This is a genomic window from Microvirga sp. jy35 (assembly GCF_056148915.1).
Genome location: NZ_JBWBEW010000006.1, coordinates 61203 through 81940, shown reverse-complemented (window position 1 = coordinate 81940; position 20738 = coordinate 61203). Strand labels below are relative to the sequence as shown.

Here is a 20738-nt window from a genome sequence, read left to right as displayed (position 1 = left end):
TGGACAAGTCTTGAGCAAGGCGCATCCTATGTCTTAAGGTCGCATCCCCCTTTGGAAACGCCCTGCATCACAAGAATCGGATCCCCATGACCGACGATCAGCGCCCGACCCGCCGCAAACGCCCCACCTTCACGGACCAGGAGGCGCTGCAATTCCATGCCCAAGGCCGCCCCGGCAAGCTCGAGGTGGTCCCGACCAAGCCCATGGCGACCCAGCGCGACCTGTCGCTGGCCTACTCGCCGGGCGTCGCGGTGCCGGTGCTGGCGATTGCCGAGAACCCGTCGCTCGCCTTCGACTACACCACCCGCTCCAACATGGTGGCGGTGATCTCGAACGGCACCGCGATCCTCGGCCTCGGCAATCTCGGGGCGCTCGCCTCGAAGCCGGTGATGGAGGGCAAGTCGGTGCTCTTCAAGCGCTTCGCGGATGTGGATTCCATCGACCTCGAGGTCGACACGGAGGATGCGGACAACTTCATCAACTGCGTGCGCTATCTCGGCCCCTCCTTCGGCGGCATCAACCTCGAGGACATCAAGGCGCCGGAATGCTTCATCATCGAGGAGCGCCTGCGGGAGCTCATGGACATTCCCGTCTTCCATGACGACCAGCACGGCACGGCGATCATCGCGGCGGCGGGCCTCATCAACGCCCTGCATCTCACCGGCCGCGACATGGCGGAGACCAGGCTCGTGGTGAATGGCGCCGGTGCCGCCGGCATCGCCTGCACGGAACTCCTGAAGGCCATGGGCTTTGCGCCCAACAACGTCATCCTCTGCGACACCAAGGGCGTGATCTACAAGGGCCGCACCGAGGGCATGAACCAGTGGAAATCGGCCCATGCGGCCGAAACCGATGCCCGTACCTTGGCGGATGCGCTCAACGGAGCCGATGCGGTGTTCGGCCTGTCGGCCAAGGGCGCGTTCACCGACGACATGATCCGCTCCATGGCGGAAAACCCAATCATCTTCGCCATGGCCAATCCCGATCCGGAGATCACGCCGGAGGAAGTGGCCCGCATCCGGGACGACGTGATCATCGCGACAGGCCGCTCCGATTACCCGAACCAGGTCAACAACGTCTTAGGCTTCCCCTACATCTTCCGCGGCGCCCTCGACGTGCAGGCGACCACGATCAACATGGAGATGAAGATCGCAGCCGCCCATGCGCTGGCGGAGCTTGCCCGCGAGGACGTGCCCGACGAGGTGGCGGCCGCCTATCAGGGTGCGCGCCCGCGCTTCGGGCGCGACTACATCATCCCCGTGCCGTTCGATCCGCGCCTGATCCACACGATCCCCATGGCCGTGGCGAAAGCCGCCATGGACACGGAGGTTGCCCGTCGCCCCATCGTCGACATGCGCTCCTACAAGGCGCAGCTGTCCGCCCGGCGCGATCCGGTGGCCGGCACCCTCAACCGCATCTTCGAGCGGGTGCGCAAGTTCCCCAAGCGCGTGGTCTTCGCCGAGGGCGAGGAGGAGCAGGTGATCCGCGCCGCCCTGTCCTTCGTCAACCAGGGACTCGGCAAGGCCATCCTGGTCGGGCGTGAGGACCGCATCCACGAGACGGCGGTGCAGGCCGGCATCGATCTCGAGGGCCGCGACGGCATCGAGATCCACAACGCGCGCCTGTCGAACCGCAACGCAACCTATGCGCAGTTCCTCTACGAGCGCCTGCAGCGCAAGGGCTATCTGTTCCGCGACTGCCAGCGCATGATCAACCAGGACCGCAACCACTTCGGAGCCTCGATGGTCGCCTTGGGCGACGCGGATGCCATGGTGACGGGCGCGACGCGCAACTACTCCACGGCGCTGGCCGACGTGCGGCACGTGGTGGACGCCAAGCCCGGACACCGGGTCATCGGCGTCTCCCTGTGCCTTGCGCGGGGCCGCACCGTTCTGGTGGCGGACACGGCCATTCACGAGATGCCGAATGCGCAGGAGCTCGCCGAGATCGCGATCGAATCCGCCGGCGTCGCCCGCCGCCTCGGCTACGAGCCGCGCGTGGCGCTCCTGTCCTTCTCGACCTTCGGCCACCCCAAGGCGGAACGTGCCGAGAAGATCCAGGAGGCCGTGCAGATCCTCGATCGCATGCGCGTGGACTTCGAATACGACGGCGAGATGTCGGCCGATGTGGCCCTCAACCGGGATGTGATGGCGCAGTACCCCTTCAGCCGCCTGACCGATACGGCGAACGTGCTCATCATGCCGGCTTTCCATTCGGCGGCCATCTCCACCAAGATGCTGCAGGAGCTCGGCGGCGCGATGGTGCTGGGCCCGCTCGTTGTGGGTCTCGACAAGCCGGTGCAGATCGTCTCGCTGGGCGCCACCGACAACGACATCGTCAACATGGCGGCGCTCGCGGCCTACAACATCGGCGGCTGAGTCAGCGCAAGCCTTGCACGACAAGAATGACGCCGCCGCAAACGATGGCGGCGTCCAGAATGGCATTGTGAACATGGATGGGCAGCGCCTTCGTGAGCCGCTTGGCGATGAAGGCCCCCGGCGTCGCCGACACGCCGATGATCAGGGCCATGATCCACGATGACAGCGGCAGGGCGCCGAAAGCCTGAAAGACGCCGGACTTCACGATGCCCAGGGCCAGCGAGATCACGGCATCCGTGGCGATCACGGCGCGCCCGTTCAGGCCTGATGCCATCAGGATCGACAGCAGGACCACGCCTGAGCCCGCCGTGCCGCCCACGAGAAAGCCGTAGCCGGCTCCGGCTGCTGCAAGTTTGCCGCCCGCCAACCGCATCTGCCGCCGCTTCAGGTAAAGCCGGGTCGGAACCATCAGGATCAGGAAGGTGCCGATGGTGATGGCGGCTCCGCGGCCGGTCAGAAACGTATAGCCGTACGCCCCGAGCATGCAGGTCGGCAGGGCCGTGCTGCCGATCAGGAGCGCGCGTCGTAGGTCGAGATCCTTTCGGAAGGCCAAGACGCGGCTGGCATTGGTGAACAGGGCCGACAGGCCGATGATCGGGACGACAGGTTCGGCCCCGACGATCGGGACGAGAACAAGCGGCATGAGAAGGCCCGTGCCGTAGCCGGCAATGCCGCCGATCGTTCCTGCGAGCAAGGCGCAGAGGGCGACGAGCCCATATTGCAGGAACGAGACATCTTCGAACATCAAGCCCTCAATGGTAAATCGGGAAGATCCGCGATCACTGCATTCCTGATCCCGCAGAGCTTCAGCCGTGGTTGAGGCCGAAAGCTCTCCAGCCACTCAGGTTTCTTAGGCACTCCGCCGATCTTGAGAGTGGCGCGGCCGTCCCTGCAAGGCTAAACATCCTCGTAGAAATCTGAAGGAAAGCAACCTGACCATGGGGCATCCCACCACCATCGTGTTCGATATCGGCAACGTCCTGCTGCGCTGGGATCCTCGCAATCTCTACCGCACTATCTTCGATGACGAGGCGGAGATGGAATGGTTCCTGTCGAATGTCTGCACCCATGACTGGAACGTGGAGCAGGACCGGGGGCGCGACTGGGACGAGGCGGTGGCCCTGCTGGTCAAGGATCATCCCAAGCATGAGCCGCATATCCGCGCCTTCCACGAACGCTGGAATGAGACCGTCTCCGGGGTGTTCGAGGACCATGTGGTCCTGCTGCAGCGCCTGCGGGAGGCGGGCGTGCCGAACTACTGCATCACGAACTTCTCCGGACCCAAATTCGCCCTGGCTCAGGAGCGCTTTCCGTTCCTGGCGAGCTTCGACGGCATCATCGTCTCGGGCGACGAGCGCCTGCTGAAACCCGATCCGGCCATCTATCGCCTCCTGCTCGACCGGTACGGGCTCAAAGCGAAGGATTGCGTCTTCATCGACGATTCCGAGCCCAATGTGGAGGCGGCGCGCGATGTCGGCATGCATGCGATCCACTGCGTTGAAGGGATCGATCTGGCGGCGGAGCTGAGGGGGTATGGATTCCCGGTATGAGTCCCGGGTGTGATCCCCGAAGGCGGGGATCCATAACCCTGACATTCACGAGGGGACCACAGCGGCGTCCACCCCGCTTCAACCTGCATCGACAATGTTTATGGATTGCGGGCTCCGCTGTGCGGCCCCGGAATGACAATGCGAACAGTCGAACGCACTTGCCCTCCCGCTCTGCTTGAGCCATCAGGCGGCATGCGCGCTTTCGACACCTCCCTACCCATCGATGCCGTCCTCGACGATCTGACGGCCAGCCTGCGCACGCGGCCGAATGGGGTGCTCGTCGCGCCGCCCGGCGCGGGCAAGACCACGCGCGTGCCGCTGGTGCTGCTGGACGAGCCCTGGGTGAACGGGGGCAAGATCATCGTGCTGGAGCCCCGCCGCCTCGCGGCCCGGGCGGCTGCGGCCCGCATGGCGCAGACGCTGGGCGAGACGGTGGGCGAGACCGTAGGTCTTCGCGTGCGACTCGGCTCCAAGGTGAGCCGCAGGACGCGCATCGAGGTGGTGACCGAGGGCGTCTTCGCCCGCATGATCCTCGACGATCCGGCGCTCGACGGCGTGGCGGCCGTGCTGTTCGACGAGTTCCACGAGCGCTCCCTCGATGCGGATCTCGGCCTCGCGCTCGCCCTTGATGCCCAAGGCGGCCTGCGGGAGGACCTTCGCCTCCTGGTCATGTCCGCGACGCTCGACGGGGCGCGGGTAGCGAAGCTCTTGAGCGAGGCGCCGGTGGTCGAATCCGAGGGCCGTGCCCATCCGGTCGAGACCCGCTATCTCGGGCGCGATCCCAACCGCCGCATCGAGGAGCAGGTGGCGGATGCGGTGACCCGCGCGCTTCGCGCCGAGAGCGGCTCCATCCTGGTCTTCCTGCCGGGCCAGGGGGAGATCCGCCGGGTCGAGACCATTTTACGCGAGCGCATCGCCGATCCCGCAATCGACATCGCGCCGCTCTATGGCGCGCTGGACCGGGGCGAGCAGGATCTGGCGGTGAGCCCGGCAAAGCCCGGGCGGCGCAAGGTGGTGCTCGCCACCTCCATTGCCGAGACGTCGCTCACCATCGAAGGCGTGCGCGTGGTCATTGATTCAGGGCTCGCCCGGGTGCCGGTCTACGAGCCGAATATAGGCCTCACGCGCCTGGAGACGGTGCGCGTCTCCCGTGCGGCCGCCGACCAGCGGAGGGGCCGCGCGGGCCGCACGGAGCCCGGTGTGTGCTATCGCCTGTGGGAGGAGGCGGCGACAGGAGCGCTGGAGCCCTTCGGCCGGCCTGAAATTCTCTCTGCCGATCTCAGCCCCCTGCTGCTCGATTGCGCCGCCTGGGGCGTCGCTGACCCGACGACGCTTGCCTTTCTCGACCCGCCGCCCGCGCCGGCCCTGAAGGAGGCCAAGGCGCTGCTCCGGCAGCTCGGCGCCCTCGATGATGAAGGACGGATCACGGGGGTGGGACGGCGCCTGCGCGACCTGCCGCTGCCGCCGCGGCTCGGCCGCATGGTGCTGCTTGCCGGTGAGAGCGGTCAGGCGCGCGATGCCGCGGATGTGGCCGCCGTTCTCGTCGAGCGCGGTCTGGGCAGCGATGCGGTGGATCTCACTGACCGCGTCGAGCGCTTCCGCCGCGACCGCTCCAAGCGAGCGGAGGACATGCGGCGCATGGCGGAGGGCTGGGCCAGAGGCAGCAACGGCGCATCGACAGGGGAGCCGCGCTCCACCGGGGCGCTGCTGACGCTCGCCTACCCCGACCGAATCGCCAAGGCCCGCGGCAAGCCGGGCGAGTATCTCATGGCCAATGGGCGTGGCGCCTCGCTCGAAGCGCATGAGCGGCTGGCGAAGGAGCATTTTCTCGCGGTTGCCGAAATCGCCGGCGGTGCGGCCTCGGCACGAATTCTGGCGGCAGCCGCCATCACGCCGGAAGAAATCGAGGAGCAGTTCGGCGGCGCCATCGAGCAGCGCGACGAGGTCACCTTCGACCGCCAGGCTCGGGCCCTGCGAGCGCGGGGCGTCCGGCGTCTGGGCGCTCTCTTGCTGAACGAGCGGCCTCTGAAGGTCCCGGCAACGGAGGAAGCGGCTCGGGCGCTGGCCCAGGGTCTCGTGTCGCTGGGGCTCGATGCGCTGCCCTGGTCCAAGGCGCTGGCCCAGTGGCGCGACCGCGTGATGTTCCTGCGCCAGGCCGAGGGCGAGGAATGGCCGGACCTCTCCGACGAGGCGCTGACCCGCACGGCGGATGAGTGGCTGGCGCCGCATCTTGTCGGCAAGAGCAGCCTCGGCGAGATCGGCCCCGATCTGCTGAGCGAGGCCCTGCGCGGCCTTCTGCCCTGGAATCTGCAGCGCCGCCTCGATGCGGAAGCGCCCACTCATATCGAGGTGCCGACCGGGTCGCAGATCCCCATCGATTACGGCGCGGAGGAGGGGCCCGTTCTCGCCGTGCGGGTGCAGGAGCTGTTCGGCCTCGCCAAGCACCCGACCATCGCGGCCGGGCGCGTGCCGCTCATCCTGCATCTGCTCTCGCCGGCGCAGCGTCCGATCCAGATCACCCGCGACCTGCCGGGCTTCTGGCGCGGCTCCTGGGCGGCGGTGCGGGCCGACATGCGCGGGCAGTACCCGAAGCATCCCTGGCCGGAGGACCCGCTCACCGCGCCGCCGACGCGGCGCGCGAAGCCGCGGGGAACTTGAGGATCAGGGTCCCTCGGGTGGCTCACGCGACCGCGTCGAAGCCCGGATGATACGCGACCTCGCCTTCAGGCTCGGCGCCGGTGAAACTCAGGCGCTGGAAATATTCGGGAGGCACCTCGCCGTAGCGCAGTCTGGCATCGCTGATGAAGCCGAAACGCCGGTAATAGGCAGGGTCGCCCAGCACGACGCAGCCTTCCGCACCGGCGGCTGCGAGGCGGTTCAATCCTTCGCGAACAAGTGCCTTTCCGATCCCGCGCCGCTGCTCCGCAGGTTCAACCGAAACGGGTCCCAGGCCGAACCAGCGGTCCGCCTTGCCGTCGATGGTGACAGGCGAGAATGCCGCGTGGCCGACGACCCGGTCCTCGCTTTCAGCCACCAGGGAGAGTGTCAGCGCGCCCGCGTCCCGCAACGCATCGACGATGGCAGCCTCCGTCCCGCTGTTGTGCGGCGCGTCCCTGAAAGCGGCAGCCGTGACGGCCCGGATCGCGGGGGCGTCCCCATCTCTCTCGGGGCGGATGATCATGGTGGCTTAATCCCTGAACGACTCGATCAGACGTCCCGCCGTGGCGCGGTTCAACGCCATGGGAATGTCGTACACGAGGGCGAGGCGCATCAGCGCCTTCACGTCCACGTCGTGCGGGTGGGGCGAGAGCGGATCGACGAAGAAGAACAGGGCGTCGATCCTCCCCTCCGCGATCAGCGCGCCGATCTGCTGGTCGCCGCCGAGGGGGCCGCTCTTCAGGCGCGTGACGGACAATGAGGGGCAGCGCTCCATCACGCGAGCGCCGGTGGTGCCGGTGGCGAAGAGGGTGAAGGGGCGAAGATCGTTCTCGTACAAGGCCACGAACGCGGCCATGTCATCCTTCTTGGCGTCGTGAGCCACGAGCGCCAGGGTCAGTTGCTTCATGGGTGGGACAGCTCAATTGCTCCAGCGGTCACGCCACTGCATTTCGCCTGCCATGCAGTTGGTGCGCGGAGGGGATTGGATGCGGCTGATCAGGGGCTGCCCGGGCATCAGGTTGGCAATCTCCAGCAGGATCTTGGTCTTGATGGCTTCGATGAACTGGTCGCGCTCCCGCACCGGAACGGTGAACGAGCCCTGGCCGCCGATCACGCAGTCCTTGTAATAGACGTCGAGGTCCGGGATGTCGAGGTAGCCGGGCTGGCGCAGCATGATCGGCAGCCCGTTGATGGTGATCCCCTTGGCGAGCGCCGCATCGCGGGCCTCCAGCACGAGCCGGCCCTGGTTGTTGGGCCCGTCTCCCGACACATCGATCACCCGCCGGGTGGCGGTGAGGTTGCTTTCCTCCAGAAGCTTCACGCTGAAGTCGATGGCGCTGGAGATCGAGGTCCGCTGCGCCCGCCGCAAGGGTGTTGAGGCGATCCTGTCGGCGAAGGCCATCAGGCTCTCGGAATTGTCGAGCACCGTCCAGGGAATGATCACCTTCTGATCCGGGGAACCCGCCCATTCCATGTAGGTCACGGCAATCCGGCCGAGCATGCCGCCGCGGATCGCGTCATGAACCAGCTTCGAACGGAAGGCCTGGGCGAAGCCCTCCCGCTGCAGGGCCTGTTCGTCCGTGTCCATGGAAAAGGAGATGTCCACCGCGACCACGAGGGCGAGATCGACCTCGGTCTCGGTCTGGGCCTGGGCCGGCGGAGCCAGAAGCCCCCACAGGCAGACCAGTCCTGCGGCAAGGCGGGTGAAGCCGGAACGAACCATCGGAGTCTCCTGTGCGGGAGCCGGATTGGTTGGGAAAGTGTGCCAGCTTCTGGAAGTAAGGCAAGGCTGCCCCTGGACCAGAGGGGGTTTCTAAGAATGCTTGCCTTCCACGATCCTGAGGGCGGCCTGGAAAGCCGCGTCGGCATCGAGATGCGTCGTGTCGAGGGTCACGGCGTCGGTGGCGGCTTTGAGCGGGGCGGTGCTGCGGTTCATGTCGCGCTCGTCCCGGCGGCGGATATCCTCGAGGATCGTCTCGTATTCCGCCTGCTCGCCGCGCCGCAGGAGTTCGAGGTGGCGCCGCCGTGCCCGCTCCTCGGGAGCGGCGGTGATGAAGAGCTTCACGTCCGCATCGGGGCAGACCACGGTCCCGATATCCCGCCCATCGAGCACCGCACCCGGCTTCTGCGCGCCGAACTGGCGCTGGAAGGCCAGCAGCGCGTCCCGCACCGGCTGATAGGCGGAGACCACAGAGGCGGCTTCGCCCATGGCAGCACCCCTGAGGCGGGAATCGTCGTCCAGGTGCGAGACGTCCAGGTTCTGTGCCACTTCCCTGGCGGCCTCCCGGTCGGCGAGGGGCATATCCCTGTCCATGAGCACACGGGCGACCGCCCGGTAAAGCAGGCCGGTGTCGAGATGGGCGAAGCCGTAATGCTCGGCGAGACGCTTTCCCAGGGTGCCCTTGCCCGAGGCGGCAGGGCCGTCGATGGCGATGATCATGGGTGGCTCAATCCTGGATCGTGGCGCCGAGCTCCCGCATGAGCGGGATGAAGGTGGGAAAGCTCGTGGCGATCATGGCGCCGTCATCCACGGTCATCGGTGCCTCGCTTGCCAGTCCCATGACCAGGAACGCCATGGCGATGCGGTGGTCGAGATGGGTGGCCACCGGATGGCCGCCGCCGCGGACCTTGCCGCCGGAGCCGTGGACGATGAGGTCGTCGCCTTCGATCTCGTGTTCGACCCCCGCCTCCTTGAGGCCTGCCGCCACGGCCGCCAGACGGTCGGATTCCTTCACCCGCAGCTCGTGCAGGCCCTGCATCCGGGTCGTGCCTTCGGCAAAGGAGGCCGCGACCGCCAGAACCGGGTACTCGTCGATCATGGCCGGGGCCCGGGCATGGGGGACCGTCACGCCGGTGAGCCTGCTGTGGCGGACGCGCAGGTCCGCGACCGTCTCGCCGCCCTCGTCACGCTCGTTCAGGCGCTCGATGGCAGCGCCCATCTCGATCAGCGTCGTGATGAGGCCGGTGCGGAGCGGGTTCATCATCACGCCCTCGATCACCACGTCCGAGCCGGGGGTGATCAGGGCCGCCACCAGGGGGAAGGCCGCGGAGGAGGGGTCGGTCGGCACCACGATGTCGGTGCCGCGCAGCTCCGGCTGGCCCTGCAGGGCGATGGCGCGGCCGTCGGCGCCATGGGGCACAACCTCCACCTTCGCGCCGAAATGGCGCAGCATCCGCTCCGTATGGTCGCGGGTCGCCTCCCGCTCGATCACGGTGGTCCGGCCCGGCGAGTTGAGGCCGGCGAGGAGGATGGCCGACTTGATCTGGGCCGAGGCGGCGGGAGTCTCGTAGGTGACGGGAAGGGTCTCGCGGGGGCCGCGCAGGGTCAGGGGCACCCGCCCGCCCTCGGCTTCGCTCACCACGGTCACGCCCATCCGGGCGAGCGGATCGAGAATGCGGCGCATGGGGCGCTTCCTCAAGGAGGCGTCGCCATCGAAGGTCGAGGTGATCGGGTGGCTGCCGGCCACGCCCATCATCAGGCGAGAGCCGGTGCCTGCATTGCCGAAATCGAGGACATCCTTGGGTTCGGTCAGTCCCCCGATGCCGACGCCGACGATGCGCCAGCGGCCCGGAGCCTCGCGGGTGATGGTGGCGCCCAGCGCCCGGCAGGCCTCGGCCGTGCGCAGCACGTCATCGCCCTCGAGCAGGCCCTCGACCCGGGTTTCGCCGATGGAGAGGAGCCCGAAGATCATGGAACGATGGGAGATCGACTTGTCGCCGGGAACACGGATGCGCCCTTTCAGGGGCGTTCCGGACCTGCTGGCGACCGGGGACGGCGTTCCGTGCGCGTGCGACATCGTGTTGAGTTCCTCAGAGCCTTCTCGTCAGGGCGGGCTCCTAACACGGTGTTTTCCCGCCGTCACCCGCAAGCTGGGTCAAGCTCGGCCCTCAGCCCTGCAATTTCCTATTTGACAAGCCATCCCCTGCCGACTAACGGAGCCTTCCCAACCATCCACTTCCAAAGGCAATCACCCGTGGCCAAACCGGAACTCGGCTTGAAGCGCCAGTGCATGAGCTGCGGCGCGAAATTCTACGACCTCAACAAGGACCCGGCGGTCTGCCCGAAATGCGGCACCGTCTTCCAGGCCACCGCTCTGACCCGCGTGGCCGCTCCCGTGGCCGCCCGTGCCGCTGCCGTGGCCGACGACGATGAGGCAGAGCTCGAAGTGGCCGGCCCTGAGATGGTGTCCCTCGACGAGGTCGAAGCCGACGAGAACGAGAAGGACATCCCGGTCGACGACGACATCGAGGTGGCCGACGACGTTGCCGACGACGACACCTTCCTCGAAGACGAGGAAGAAGGCGACGACGACGTGTCCGACCTGATCGACAGCGATCTGGAAGACGACGAAGAGGCTTGAACCTCGGAAAAGAGGCGACTATAGAGACGCCTCTGATTTTTGAAGAGATCGCTGCGGTGCTCCCACGCACCGCAGCTCAAGTGGGGCCATAGCTCAGCTGGGAGAGCGCTTGCATGGCATGCAAGAGGTCGGCGGTTCGATCCCGCCTGGCTCCACCAAATCTTTCCAGGAAGCCGCCTTCGGGCGGCTTTTTTGTTGACCGGTTCGCATCAGCCCTTTGTCTCATGGAAAGGGTGCTCATCTTCATTTTTAGTCGCAACGCCTTAAGCTATGGCCAGGATCTTCCAATCCACCGAAAGCGGGAACGATGACGCGCATCCAGACGAACGGCCTCCAGATCGCCCCGGTTCTTCATGAATTCATCGAGCGGGAGGCGGTGGCCTATACCGGTGTTTCCGCCGATGCCTTCTGGAAGGGGCTGGCCGGTCTCGTGAAGGAATTCGCCCCGCGCGACCGCGAACTGCTCGCCATCCGAGACAAGCTTCAGGCGCAGATCGACGAGTATCACCGCGCCAGGAAAGGCCAGGCCTTCGACCAGGCCGGCTACGAGCAGTTCCTGCGTGACATCGGCTATGTGCTGCCGGAGCCCGAGGATTTCGCGGTGCGCACGCAGAACGTGGACGATGAGATCGCCCGTATCGCCGGCCCCCAGCTCGTGGTGCCGGTGTCGAATGCCCGCTATGCGCTGAACGCCGCCAATGCCCGCTGGGGCAGCCTCTATGACGCCCTCTACGGCACCGACGTCATTTCGGAAGAGGGCGGCGCCACCCGCTCTGGCGGCTACAACAAGGTCCGCGGCGCCAAGGTCGTAGCCCGCGCCCGCGAGGTGCTCGACCAGGCGGTGCCGCTCGCCGGCGGCAGCCACAGGGATGCGGCGTCCTACACCATCCAGGGCACTGCCCTCATCGTCACGCTTCGGGGCGGCACCGAGACGGGCCTTGCCGACCCGGCCCAGTTCGTCGGCTACCAGGGCGAGGCGGCAAGCCCGTCATCCGTGCTGCTGCGCCACAACAACCTGCATCTCGACATCCGCATCGACCCCTCGCACCCGATCGGTGCCGAGGATCCGGCCGGCATCGCCGACCTGGTGATGGAATCGGCAGTCTCCACCATCATGGACCTGGAGGATTCGGTGGCAGCGGTGGATGCCGACGACAAGGTCGAGGTCTACCGCACGTGGCTCGGGCTGATGAAGGGCGATCTGGTCGAGAGCTTCGAGAAGGGCGGGCGCAAGGTGGAGCGCAGGCTCAATCCGGATCGGGCCTACACATCCGTGAACGGCGGCGAGATCCGCCTGCACGGGCGCAGCCTCATGCTGGTGCGCAATGTGGGCCACCACATGTTCACCGATGCGGTGCTCGACGAGAGCGGCAGAGAAATCCCCGAGACCATCCTCGACGCAGCCATCACCTCGCTCATCGCCATCCACGATCTGAAAGGCGCAGGGACGCTGCGCAACAGCCGCGCGGGCTCGGTCTACATCGTGAAGCCCAAGATGCACGGGCCGGACGAGGTGGCGTTCGCCAACGATCTCTTCGCCGCCGTCGAGGACATGCTGAATCTTCCCCGCAATACCCTCAAGATGGGCATCATGGACGAGGAGCGGCGGACCTCCGTCAACCTCAAGGCCTGCATCCATGCGGCCGCCGAGCGCATCGTGTTCATCAACACCGGCTTCCTCGACCGCACGGGCGACGAGATCCACACCTCCATGGAAGCAGGCCCCATGATCCGCAAGAACGACATGAAGTCGACCGCGTGGATCAAGGCCTATGAGGACAACAACGTGGATGTGGGCATGCTCTGCGGCCTGCCCGGCAAGGCGCAGATCGGCAAGGGCATGTGGGCCGCGCCCGACAGAATGGCCGACATGCTGGCCCAAAAGATCGGCCACCCGCAGGCCGGCGCCACCACCGCCTGGGTGCCGTCGCCCACCGCCGCGACGCTGCACGCACTGCACTATCACCAGGTGAGCGTGCCGGCGCGCCAGGAGGAGCTGAAGGCGCGTTCCCACGCCAAGCTCTCCGACATTCTGACCATTCCGGTGTCGCAGTCCAACTGGGCGCCCGATGCTGTGCAGCAGGAGCTCGACAACAACTGCCAGGGCATCCTCGGCTATGTGGTGCGCTGGATCGACCAGGGCGTCGGCTGCTCCAAGGTGCCTGACATCCACGATGTCGGCCTCATGGAAGACCGCGCGACGCTGCGCATCTCCAGCCAGCATCTCGCCAACTGGCTGCGCCACGGCATCGTGACGCAGGATCAGGTGATGCAGACCCTGCGCCGCATGGCCGAAGTGGTGGACCGGCAGAATGCCGGCGATCCGCTCTATCGTCCCATGGCGCCGAACTTCGACGGCCCCGCCTTCCAGGCGGCCTGCGATCTCGTCTTCAAGGGCGCCGAGCAGCCCAACGGCTATACCGAATACGTTCTGCACGAGCGCCGTCGCGAGGCGAAGGCTGCGGGTGCGCCGGACCGCATCGACGAGAGCGGCGTCAGAACACAATAAGAGGATAAGGGCGCCGGTGTGGCGCCCTTTTCACTCGTGCGATGCGGGAGACAGCGCATCCACCGTACCGCCGATGAGATTGCGGCTGAGAAGATGCTCCGTCGTCAGGCTGTAGCGCACAGGGGTCAGATGCGTCGGCAGTGACGCGATCCAATCCCTCAGCTGCCGTGCCGCCGCGACGGCCTCGTCCCGCTCAACGGCCCTGAAGCGCACCTTTGCGCCTGGGCGCATCTGCGCGAAGCGGGCGAGATCGGCGCTGATCACGGTGGCGATCTTCGGATAGCCGCCCGCCGTCTGGCGGTCGCGCATCAGCACGATGGGCTGGCCGCTGCCCGGCACCTGGATATGGCCGTCCACGATCCCGTCGGAGACGATGTTGAAGCCCTTGGCATGCTCGAGCTTGGGCCCGGTGAGCTGAAAGCCCATCCGGTCGGCCTGGGAGCTGATGGTGAACTCGCTTTCCAGAAACAGCCGAATGCTTTCCGGCGTGAAGTAATCGTCCTGCGGCCCCAGCATGACGCGGAGAGGGCCGGTCTCCTCGATGATGTCGACAGTCAGCTCCATCGGCTCGCCCGCCTGAACCTCCGGCCGGCAGGGCAGGCGGTCGCCGGCCTGGAGCGGCGCCCCTTTCAGGCCGCCGAGGCGGGAGCGCAGATGGAACGAGAGGCTTCCCAGCTGCGGCTCAACCGCGAGGCTTCCGGCCACCGCGAGATACGCGAAGGTGCCGGTGCGCGGGTGGCCCACGTCCAGAATTTGGCCCTCCCGCAGAACGAAGGATGTCAGAGGCGGGACGGGGGTGCCGTCGATGCTGGCGGACGCGCCCGCACCGGCGACGGCAAGGCGAAGGTCGCCGCCCTCGATGGTGAATGAGCCGCCGAGATTGACGAACTCGAAGGCCGCCATGTCGGGAGGATTGCCGACGAGGGCATTGGCCATGGCCAAGGCGCGGCGGTCCATGGCGCCCGAAGGCGAGACGCCGAAGCCCTGGTAGCCGAGGCGGCCGCGATCCTGCAGGGCGGTCATGGGGCCGCAGGATTTCACCACGAGATCGATCATGGGCGAATCTCCTCGGCCACCGGCTCGCCGGCCAGCACGGCCTTCTCCATCACCTCCCAGCGCGAAGCATCGACGGGCTCGAAGACGATCTCGTCGCCGGCTGCGAACAGGAAGACCGGATCGCGCTCCGGTGCGTAGGGACGGACGGGCGTCAGGCCGAGGTTGTGCCAGCCGCTCGGCATGTCCATGGGGGCGATGCCCGCCTGCTCGCCGCCGATCATGATCGTGCCGGCCGGGATCTTGGCCCGGGGATGAAGCCTGCGCGACGTGGCGATCCTCTTGTCGAGGCCGCCGAGATAGGTGAAGCCCGGCAGGAAGCCGATCATGTAGATGCGGTAGATTGCCGACGAATGGATGTCGATCACCTGGGCAGGCGTCAGGCCGTGGATCCCTGCCACCTCCTCCAGATCGCTCCCGTATTCGCCGCCGTAGACCACAGGCACGCGCCAGCGGCGGCCAACGGTGTGGCGAGGGGCGAGATCCTTCGTCTCCTCGTCGAGGAGCCTGACCAGAGCGTCGTAGTCGGTCGCCGCCGGATCGAACTGGATGGTCAAGGAGCGATAGGTCGGCACGGTCTCGATCAGCCCGGCGGGAGCACGGGCGCGGACGATCTCATCGAGGGCCAGGACCATGGCGTTGAGGCCCGAGTCGATCGTGCTCCCGAACTCGACCGTCAGGGCGCTGTCGCCGCAGGGAAGAATCTTTGGTGTCGGCACCACGCCCCCATTCGGTTTGACGAAACGGCATCCGATCCATCTCATATCGGCGCCTGCCAGACAACGGCAGGGAAGGGGAAAGGGACATGCGCCCGGCACATGGGGGGACCTGCGCAGGGCATCTGTTTTCCATGCTCCTTTTTGCTAGGCTCCCGGCCACCTCGTCCCTTGTGCTATGCCTCCCCTCATCTGATGCCTGAGCCCAGCCCCATCCGGAGAAGACCATGACCTTGACATCGAAGACAGCCGTCGTCACCGGCTCGACCAGCGGCATCGGCCTGGCCATTGCCCGCGCGCTCGCCAAGGAAGGTGCGAACATCGTCCTCAACGGCTTGGGGGACGAGGCCGAGATCGAGAAGACCCGCGCCGGCATCGAGAGCGAGTTCGGCGTCAAGGCTGTCTATTCGCCGGCCAATATGCTGAAAGCCGACGAGATCGAGGAAATGGTCCGCCTCGGCGAGCGCAGCTTCGGCAGCGTCGACATTCTCGTCAACAATGCGGGCATCCAGTTCGTCTCGCCGGTGGAGGATTTCCCGGTCGAGAAGTGGGACCAGATCATCGCCATCAATCTCACGTCGGCCTTCCATGCGATCCGCGCCGCCGTGCCTGGCATGAAGGCGCGCAAGTGGGGCCGCATCATCAACACGGCCTCGGCTCATTCCCTCGTGGCCTCGCCGTTCAAATCGGCCTATGTGGCGGCGAAACACGGGATCGCCGGGCTCACCAAGACGGTGGCGCTGGAGGTGGCGACGCACGGCATCACCGTGAACTGCATCAGCCCCGGCTATGTCTGGACGCCCCTCGTCGAGCGGCAGATCCCCGACACCATGAAGGCCCGCGGGCTCACGAAGGAGCAGGTGATCAACGATGTGCTTCTGGAGGCGCAGCCCACCAAGCAGTTCGTCACCGTCGATCAGGTGGCGGCACTCGCCGTGTTCCTGTGCTCGGACGCAGCCAGCCAGATGTCGGGCGCCAACCTGTCGATGGATGGCGGCTGGACGGCGAAGTAAGTTTTCATGATCGTCACTCCGGACGGCGCTGCTCGTGTCATTCCCGGCCGGAGCGCAGCGGAGGGGAAGGGAGTCCATAGCGCTGTGCGTGAGAGTGGATCCCCTTCCCTCGCTTCGCTCACCAGGGATGACACCCCCTCGGGTCATCCGGCCCTGTGCCGGTGATCCCGATCATGCTGAGTGCAGCGCCTTTCTGAAGCGAGATGGCCGGGACAAGCCCGGCCATGACATGGAGAGTTCTGAGGACAATCCCAGATTTGCGCTGAGCTTCATCCGGTGACGAGAAGACTCATCCTCTCGCGAAGGCATCCGACGCTTCGATGAGATGATGGGTGATGCCGGGCTCGCTCACCGCGTGGCCTGCATCCGGCACTATGATGAACTTCGCCTCGGGCCAGGCCTTGTGCAGGTCCCAGGCCGTCTTGGGCGGCGTGGCGATGTCGTAGCGGCCCTGGATGATCACGCCCGGGATGCCTTTCAGACGATGGGCGTTGCGGATGAGCTGGCCGTCCTCGAACCAGCCCTCGTTGACGAAGTAATGGTTCTCGATCCGGGCGAAGGCGATGGCGTAGTGCTCGTCGCCGAACTGGTCGCTGTATTCCTGGTTGTGCAGGAGCGTAATGGTCTCGCCCTCCCACAGGCTCCAGGCCCGCGCGGCTTTCGCCTGGACGGCCGGATCCGGATCGATCAGGCGCTTGCGGTAGGCCGCCATGAGATCGCCGCGTTCCTCCTCCGGGATCGGCGCGAGGAAGCCTTCCCACTTGTCGGGGAAGATCCATGAGGCGCCCTCCTGATAGTACCAGAGCAGTTCCGAGCGACGTAGCGTGAAGATCCCGCGCAGCACGAGTTCGGTGACGCGTTCGGGGTGCGTCTCGGCATAGGCGAGCGCCAGGGTGGAACCCCAGGAGCCTCCGAAGACCATCCACTTGTCCACACCAATCATCTCGCGCAGACGCTCGATGTCGGCCACGAGGTGCCACGTGGTGTTGGCCTCAAGGCTCGCATAGGGCGTGGAGCGTCCGCAGCCGCGCTGGTCGAACAGCAGGATGCGGTACTTCTCCGGATCGAAGAGCCGGCGCTGCGTCGGCGTGCAGCCGCCCCCGGGCCCGCCATGGAGGAAGACCACGGGCTTGCCTTCAGGATTCCCGCACAATTCCCAATGGATCCGGTGGCCGTCGCCCACATCGAGCATACCTTGATGGTAGGGTTCTATTTCGGGGTAGAAACTGCGCATGGCTGACGGCTCCTGCAGAGAGAGCCCATCCATAGCCGGGGGAGCGGCCCCTGTCAGCAGACCCGTTCATTCCTGAGCCGGCTCTCAAACCCCTAGCGCGTCGTGCAACTGTCATATAGTTTTGCAACTGGGGAACATGGGTAAAAGCCCAACCACACTGGAGGACTACAATGCTGACCAAACGCGCCAGCCTGAAGCTGGCTACGGCTCTCGCCGCCCTCATGGCCGTCGGATCGGCTGAAGCCGCCGAGAAGCTGCGGCTCCTGACCTGGTCGGGCTATGCGCCGGCCGATGTCGTCGCCGAGTTCACGAAGGAAACCGGCATCGAAGTCGAGGTGACGACCTCGAACAACGAGGAGATGATCTCCAAGCTGCGCGCCACGCAAGGAGCGGGCTTCGATCTCGCTCAGCCGAGCCAGGACCGCATCGCCGGCCCGCAGGCGGAGTTCGGCATCTACAAGCCGCTCGATCTCTCCAAGCTGAAGTCCGACCAGTTCATCGCCTCCATGCTGGAAGCGACCAAGAAGAACACCACCACCGACGGCAAGGTCTACGGCGTCCCTCATATCTGGGGCACGGACGGGCTCGTGGTGAACACCAAGGCCGCGTCCAAGGTGGCCGATTACAACGACCTCTGCGATCCTGCCCTCGCGGGCAAGACCAGTTTCCGCGCCAAGCGCCCGGCGCTGATCGCCTTCGCCTTCGCCAACGGCATGGACCCCTTCGCAGCCTATGGCGATGCGAAAGCCTATGCTGCCCTGATGGACAAGGTCGGCGCCAAGCTCGCCGAGTGCAAGAAGAACGTGAAGTTCTTCTGGGAAGGCTCGGACCAGCTCCTCAACGCCGTGCGTTCCGGCGAAGTCGTCGCCGCCATGGCCTGGGATACGGGCGGATGGAAGCTCAACGCCGAGAACCCGGACATGAAGTTCATCGCGCCGAAGTCCGGCGCGCTCGGCTGGGTCGACACCTTCGCGATCCCCGCCAAGGGCCGCAATGACGATGCCGCCTACAAGTGGATCAACTTCAACATGCGTCCGGAGATCGCAGCAAAAGTTGCGGCCGCCGCCGGCAACTTCACGGCCTCCAACGGCGCCGACAAGCTCATGCAGGGCAAGCTGAAGGATCAGTTCGCCGAGAGCTTCCCGAAGGCCGCCATCGACAACATCCGCTGGTACCCGGCGGTGCCGGCTGGCCTCGAAGAGATCGAGGGCAAGGTTCTCGACCGCCTGAAGGCCGGTTCGTAAATCTTATCATCATGTCTCACCGTCCCCCAGCTCACGCTGGGGGACGGCTCTTTGTATCGGCAGCGTCATGGCCTCTTCCACCGATCTCGACATCGTCAACGTCACCAAGCGCTTCGGCTCGCATGCAGCCGTCGACGACGTGAGCTTCAGCGTCGCTCCCGGCGAGTTCTTCTCGATCCTCGGCCCCTCCGGCTGCGGCAAGACCACCCTGATGCGCATGATCGCCGGGTTCGAACATCCGACGAGCGGAGACATTCGCATCCGCGGAAAATCGATGATCGGCGTTCCGGCCAACCGGCGTCCCGTCAACATGGTGTTCCAGAGCCTCGCGCTCTTTCCCATGATGAGCGTCGGCGAGAACGTGGCCTATGGGCTGACCTGCCGCGGCGTATCCAGGGCGGAGGCCGAAGAGCGTGCGAGCCGCATGCTGGAGCGCGTGGGCCTCAAAGGCTTCGGCGAACGGCGCGTGACGGCGCTTTCGGGCGGCCAGCGGCAGCGCGTGGCGATCGCCCGCTGTCTCGTGCTGGAGCCCACCCTCGTGCTCCTCGACGAGCCGCTGGGCGCCCTCGATCTCAAGCTGCGCGAGCACATGAAGATCGAACTCAAGCAGCTGCAGGGCACGTTCAACACCACCTTCGCGTACATCACGCATGACCAGTCCGAAGCGCTCGTCATGTCCGACCGCATCGCCGTGATGAACCAGGGCCGGTTCGAGCAGGTGGGAAGCCCGCGCGAGCTCTATCACAGCCCGGCAACGCCGTTCGTTGCGAGCTTCGTCGGTGAAACGAATCGCCTGCAGGGCGAAGCGGCACCCGCCGCCAACGGTGCCGTTGCCGTGCGCCTGCCCTCGGGTGCCGTCGTGCAGGGGCAGGGGAGCGCAGCTGCAAAGGCGGCGCTCGCCTTCGTGCGGCCTGAGGCTGTGGCGCTGGCACAGGACCCTTCATCCTTAAGCAATCTGCCCAACCGTTTCGAGGGTCGCATCTCGGCGGTGCTGTTCGACGGCGCCGCGTCGAGCCTGCTCATCGACACGGCGGGTTTCGAGCAGCCGGTGCGCGCCGTTCTGCCGCAGACGGGACCGCTCGCCGGCATCCAGGTCGGCGCGCCGATCCATGTGGGCTGGACGGCGGATGCCATGAAGGTCTTCGCCGCATGATCGCGAAGCCTGCCCAGCGCCTCACGCTCTTCCTGCTGCTTGCTCCTGCCATCCTGTGGCTCGGGCTGCTCATCGTGCTGCCGCACGTGGAGATTCTCGTCCTCTCCTTCAGCGAGCGCGTGGCGCCGCGAGTCTATGCCTTCGGCTTCGGCAATTACCTCGAGTTCTTCACCGAGCCGCTCTACTGGCGCACCTTCGCGCGCACAGCCTTCATGTCGATCCTGGTCACGGCGCTCACGCTGGTGCTCGCCTTTCCCATCGCGCTCTACATCGCCCGGGTGGCGCAGGGACGCGTCAAGGCGATGCTGCTGCTGCTCTGCCTGCTGCCGTTCTGGGTGTCGGAGCTCGTGCGCACGCTCGGCTGGATGATCCTGCTGCGCGAGACCGGCGTGATCTCCTACGCGATGCGTTCCATCGGTCTGGCGAGTCAGCCTAACGAATTGCTCTACAACGACGGCGCGGTGATCCTCGGCCTCGTCTATGGCGGGCTTCTCTTCATGATCGTGCCGCTCGCCAACGCGCTCGAGAGCCTGGAGCCCGCCGTCGTGGAGGCCGGCTACGATCTCGGCGGCAGCCGCTGGACCGTGCTGCGCCGCATCGTCATTCCCCATGCCATGCCCGGCATCGTGGCGGGCTGCATCATCGTGTTCATGCTCACCATCGGCAATTTCGCCACGCCGGTGCTGCTCGGGGGCAAGAACGGGCTGTGGTTCACGGAGCAGATCTACGCGCAGTTCATTACGCGCTTCAACTGGCCCCAGGGCGCCGCCTTCGGCATGCTGCTCCTGCTGCTCTCCTCTGCCATCGTGTGGCTGGGCCTGCGCCTGACGGGCCAGAGCCTCGGCACCACCCTGAAGCAGGCATGACGC

General features: G+C 66.3%; 18 protein-coding genes and 1 tRNA gene. 10 read left to right on the top strand and 9 right to left on the bottom strand.

Translation table 11 applies throughout. The annotated features are described in order from the left end of the window. Window positions 1-86 precede the first annotated feature (86 nt). Window positions 87-2378 carry an NADP-dependent malic enzyme gene (locus tag AC0QTX_RS07360; RefSeq protein WP_474603176.1) on the top strand — a complete coding sequence of 764 codons (2292 nt, stop codon included), beginning with the start codon at window positions 87-89 and terminating at the stop codon, window positions 2376-2378. 1 nt (window position 2379) lies between these two features. Here the strand turns inward: AC0QTX_RS07360 and AC0QTX_RS07355 are convergent, their stop codons facing one another. Continuing rightward, a complete protein-coding gene (locus AC0QTX_RS07355; RefSeq protein ID WP_474603175.1) occupies window positions 2380-3123 on the bottom strand; it encodes a TSUP family transporter in 744 nt (247 codons plus the stop codon). Window positions 3124-3316: 193 nt separating this feature from the next. On the opposite strand from AC0QTX_RS07355, the gene AC0QTX_RS07350 reads away from it, so the two are divergent. After that, window positions 3317-3928: an HAD family hydrolase gene (locus tag AC0QTX_RS07350; RefSeq protein WP_474603174.1), complete on the top strand. Its 612-nt coding sequence runs from the start codon at window positions 3317-3319 to the stop codon at window positions 3926-3928. A 192-nt stretch (window positions 3929-4120) separates the two neighbouring features. Further along, window positions 4121-6586, top strand: a complete 2466-nt coding sequence (gene hrpB / locus AC0QTX_RS07345; RefSeq protein ID WP_474603173.1) for an ATP-dependent helicase HrpB — start codon at window positions 4121-4123, stop codon at window positions 6584-6586. Between the two features lie 22 nt (window positions 6587-6608). Here hrpB and AC0QTX_RS07340 read toward each other — a convergent pair whose 3' ends face one another. The 5 genes from AC0QTX_RS07340 to aroA all read right to left on the bottom strand — a co-directional run bounded on the left by AC0QTX_RS07340 (window position 6609) and on the right by aroA (window position 10383). After that, window positions 6609-7109 (bottom strand): GNAT family N-acetyltransferase, encoded by a 501-nt coding sequence (locus AC0QTX_RS07340; RefSeq protein WP_474603172.1) that lies wholly within the window; start codon window positions 7107-7109, stop codon window positions 6609-6611. A gap of 6 nt (window positions 7110-7115) precedes the next feature. Beyond that, the gene (locus tag AC0QTX_RS07335) at window positions 7116-7493 is read right to left on the bottom strand and encodes a methylglyoxal synthase (RefSeq protein ID WP_474603171.1); all 378 of its coding nucleotides are present in this window, start codon (window positions 7491-7493) and stop codon (window positions 7116-7118) included. A 12-nt stretch (window positions 7494-7505) separates the two neighbouring features. Next, a complete protein-coding gene (locus AC0QTX_RS07330) occupies window positions 7506-8309 on the bottom strand; it encodes a DUF1194 domain-containing protein (RefSeq protein ID WP_474603170.1) in 804 nt (267 codons plus the stop codon). Window positions 8310-8399: 90 nt separating this feature from the next. Beyond that, window positions 8400-9026, bottom strand: a complete 627-nt coding sequence (cmk, locus tag AC0QTX_RS07325) for a (d)CMP kinase (RefSeq protein ID WP_474603169.1) — start codon at window positions 9024-9026, stop codon at window positions 8400-8402. Window positions 9027-9033: 7 nt separating this feature from the next. Then, the gene (aroA, locus tag AC0QTX_RS07320; protein WP_474603168.1) at window positions 9034-10383 is read right to left on the bottom strand and encodes a 3-phosphoshikimate 1-carboxyvinyltransferase; all 1350 of its coding nucleotides are present in this window, start codon (window positions 10381-10383) and stop codon (window positions 9034-9036) included. A gap of 177 nt (window positions 10384-10560) precedes the next feature. On the opposite strand from aroA, the gene AC0QTX_RS07315 reads away from it, so the two are divergent. The 3 genes from AC0QTX_RS07315 to AC0QTX_RS07305 all read left to right on the top strand — a co-directional run bounded on the left by AC0QTX_RS07315 (window position 10561) and on the right by AC0QTX_RS07305 (window position 13456). Continuing rightward, a complete protein-coding gene (locus AC0QTX_RS07315) occupies window positions 10561-10947 on the top strand; it encodes a TIGR02300 family protein (protein ID WP_474603167.1) in 387 nt (128 codons plus the stop codon). Window positions 10948-11029: 82 nt separating this feature from the next. Continuing rightward, a tRNA-Ala gene (locus AC0QTX_RS07310) sits at window positions 11030-11105 on the top strand. 149 nt (window positions 11106-11254) lie between these two features. Beyond that, on the top strand, window positions 11255-13456 hold the full coding sequence (locus AC0QTX_RS07305; protein WP_474603166.1) for a malate synthase G: 2202 nt from the start codon (window positions 11255-11257) through the stop codon (window positions 13454-13456). 30 nt (window positions 13457-13486) lie between these two features. On the opposite strand, the gene AC0QTX_RS07300 is transcribed toward AC0QTX_RS07305, so the two are convergent. Next, window positions 13487-14512 carry a 5-oxoprolinase subunit C family protein gene (locus AC0QTX_RS07300; RefSeq protein ID WP_474603165.1) on the bottom strand — a complete coding sequence of 342 codons (1026 nt, stop codon included), beginning with the start codon at window positions 14510-14512 and terminating at the stop codon, window positions 13487-13489. After that, the gene (gene pxpB / locus AC0QTX_RS07295; protein ID WP_474603164.1) at window positions 14509-15228 is read right to left on the bottom strand and encodes a 5-oxoprolinase subunit PxpB; all 720 of its coding nucleotides are present in this window, start codon (window positions 15226-15228) and stop codon (window positions 14509-14511) included. The genes AC0QTX_RS07300 and pxpB overlap by 4 nt, the downstream gene beginning before the upstream one ends. Window positions 15229-15452: 224 nt before the next feature. Here pxpB and AC0QTX_RS07290 point away from each other — a divergent pair, with 224 nt between their 5' ends. Then, a complete protein-coding gene (locus tag AC0QTX_RS07290; RefSeq protein ID WP_474603163.1) occupies window positions 15453-16238 on the top strand; it encodes a 3-hydroxybutyrate dehydrogenase in 786 nt (261 codons plus the stop codon). A gap of 289 nt (window positions 16239-16527) precedes the next feature. Here the strand turns inward: AC0QTX_RS07290 and pip are convergent, their stop codons facing one another. After that, window positions 16528-17472 carry a prolyl aminopeptidase gene (gene pip, locus AC0QTX_RS07285; protein WP_474603162.1) on the bottom strand — a complete coding sequence of 315 codons (945 nt, stop codon included), beginning with the start codon at window positions 17470-17472 and terminating at the stop codon, window positions 16528-16530. A 170-nt stretch (window positions 17473-17642) separates the two neighbouring features. On the opposite strand from pip, the gene AC0QTX_RS07280 reads away from it, so the two are divergent. From AC0QTX_RS07280 to AC0QTX_RS07270, 3 genes are all read left to right on the top strand, one after another. After that, a complete protein-coding gene (locus AC0QTX_RS07280) occupies window positions 17643-18716 on the top strand; it encodes an extracellular solute-binding protein (protein WP_474603161.1) in 1074 nt (357 codons plus the stop codon). 67 nt (window positions 18717-18783) lie between these two features. Continuing rightward, window positions 18784-19869: an ABC transporter ATP-binding protein gene (locus tag AC0QTX_RS07275; protein WP_474603160.1), complete on the top strand. Its 1086-nt coding sequence runs from the start codon at window positions 18784-18786 to the stop codon at window positions 19867-19869. Continuing rightward, window positions 19866-20735: an ABC transporter permease gene (locus AC0QTX_RS07270; protein ID WP_474603159.1), complete on the top strand. Its 870-nt coding sequence runs from the start codon at window positions 19866-19868 to the stop codon at window positions 20733-20735. Before AC0QTX_RS07275 ends, AC0QTX_RS07270 begins: the two co-directional genes overlap by 4 nt. Window positions 20736-20738 lie beyond the last annotated feature (3 nt).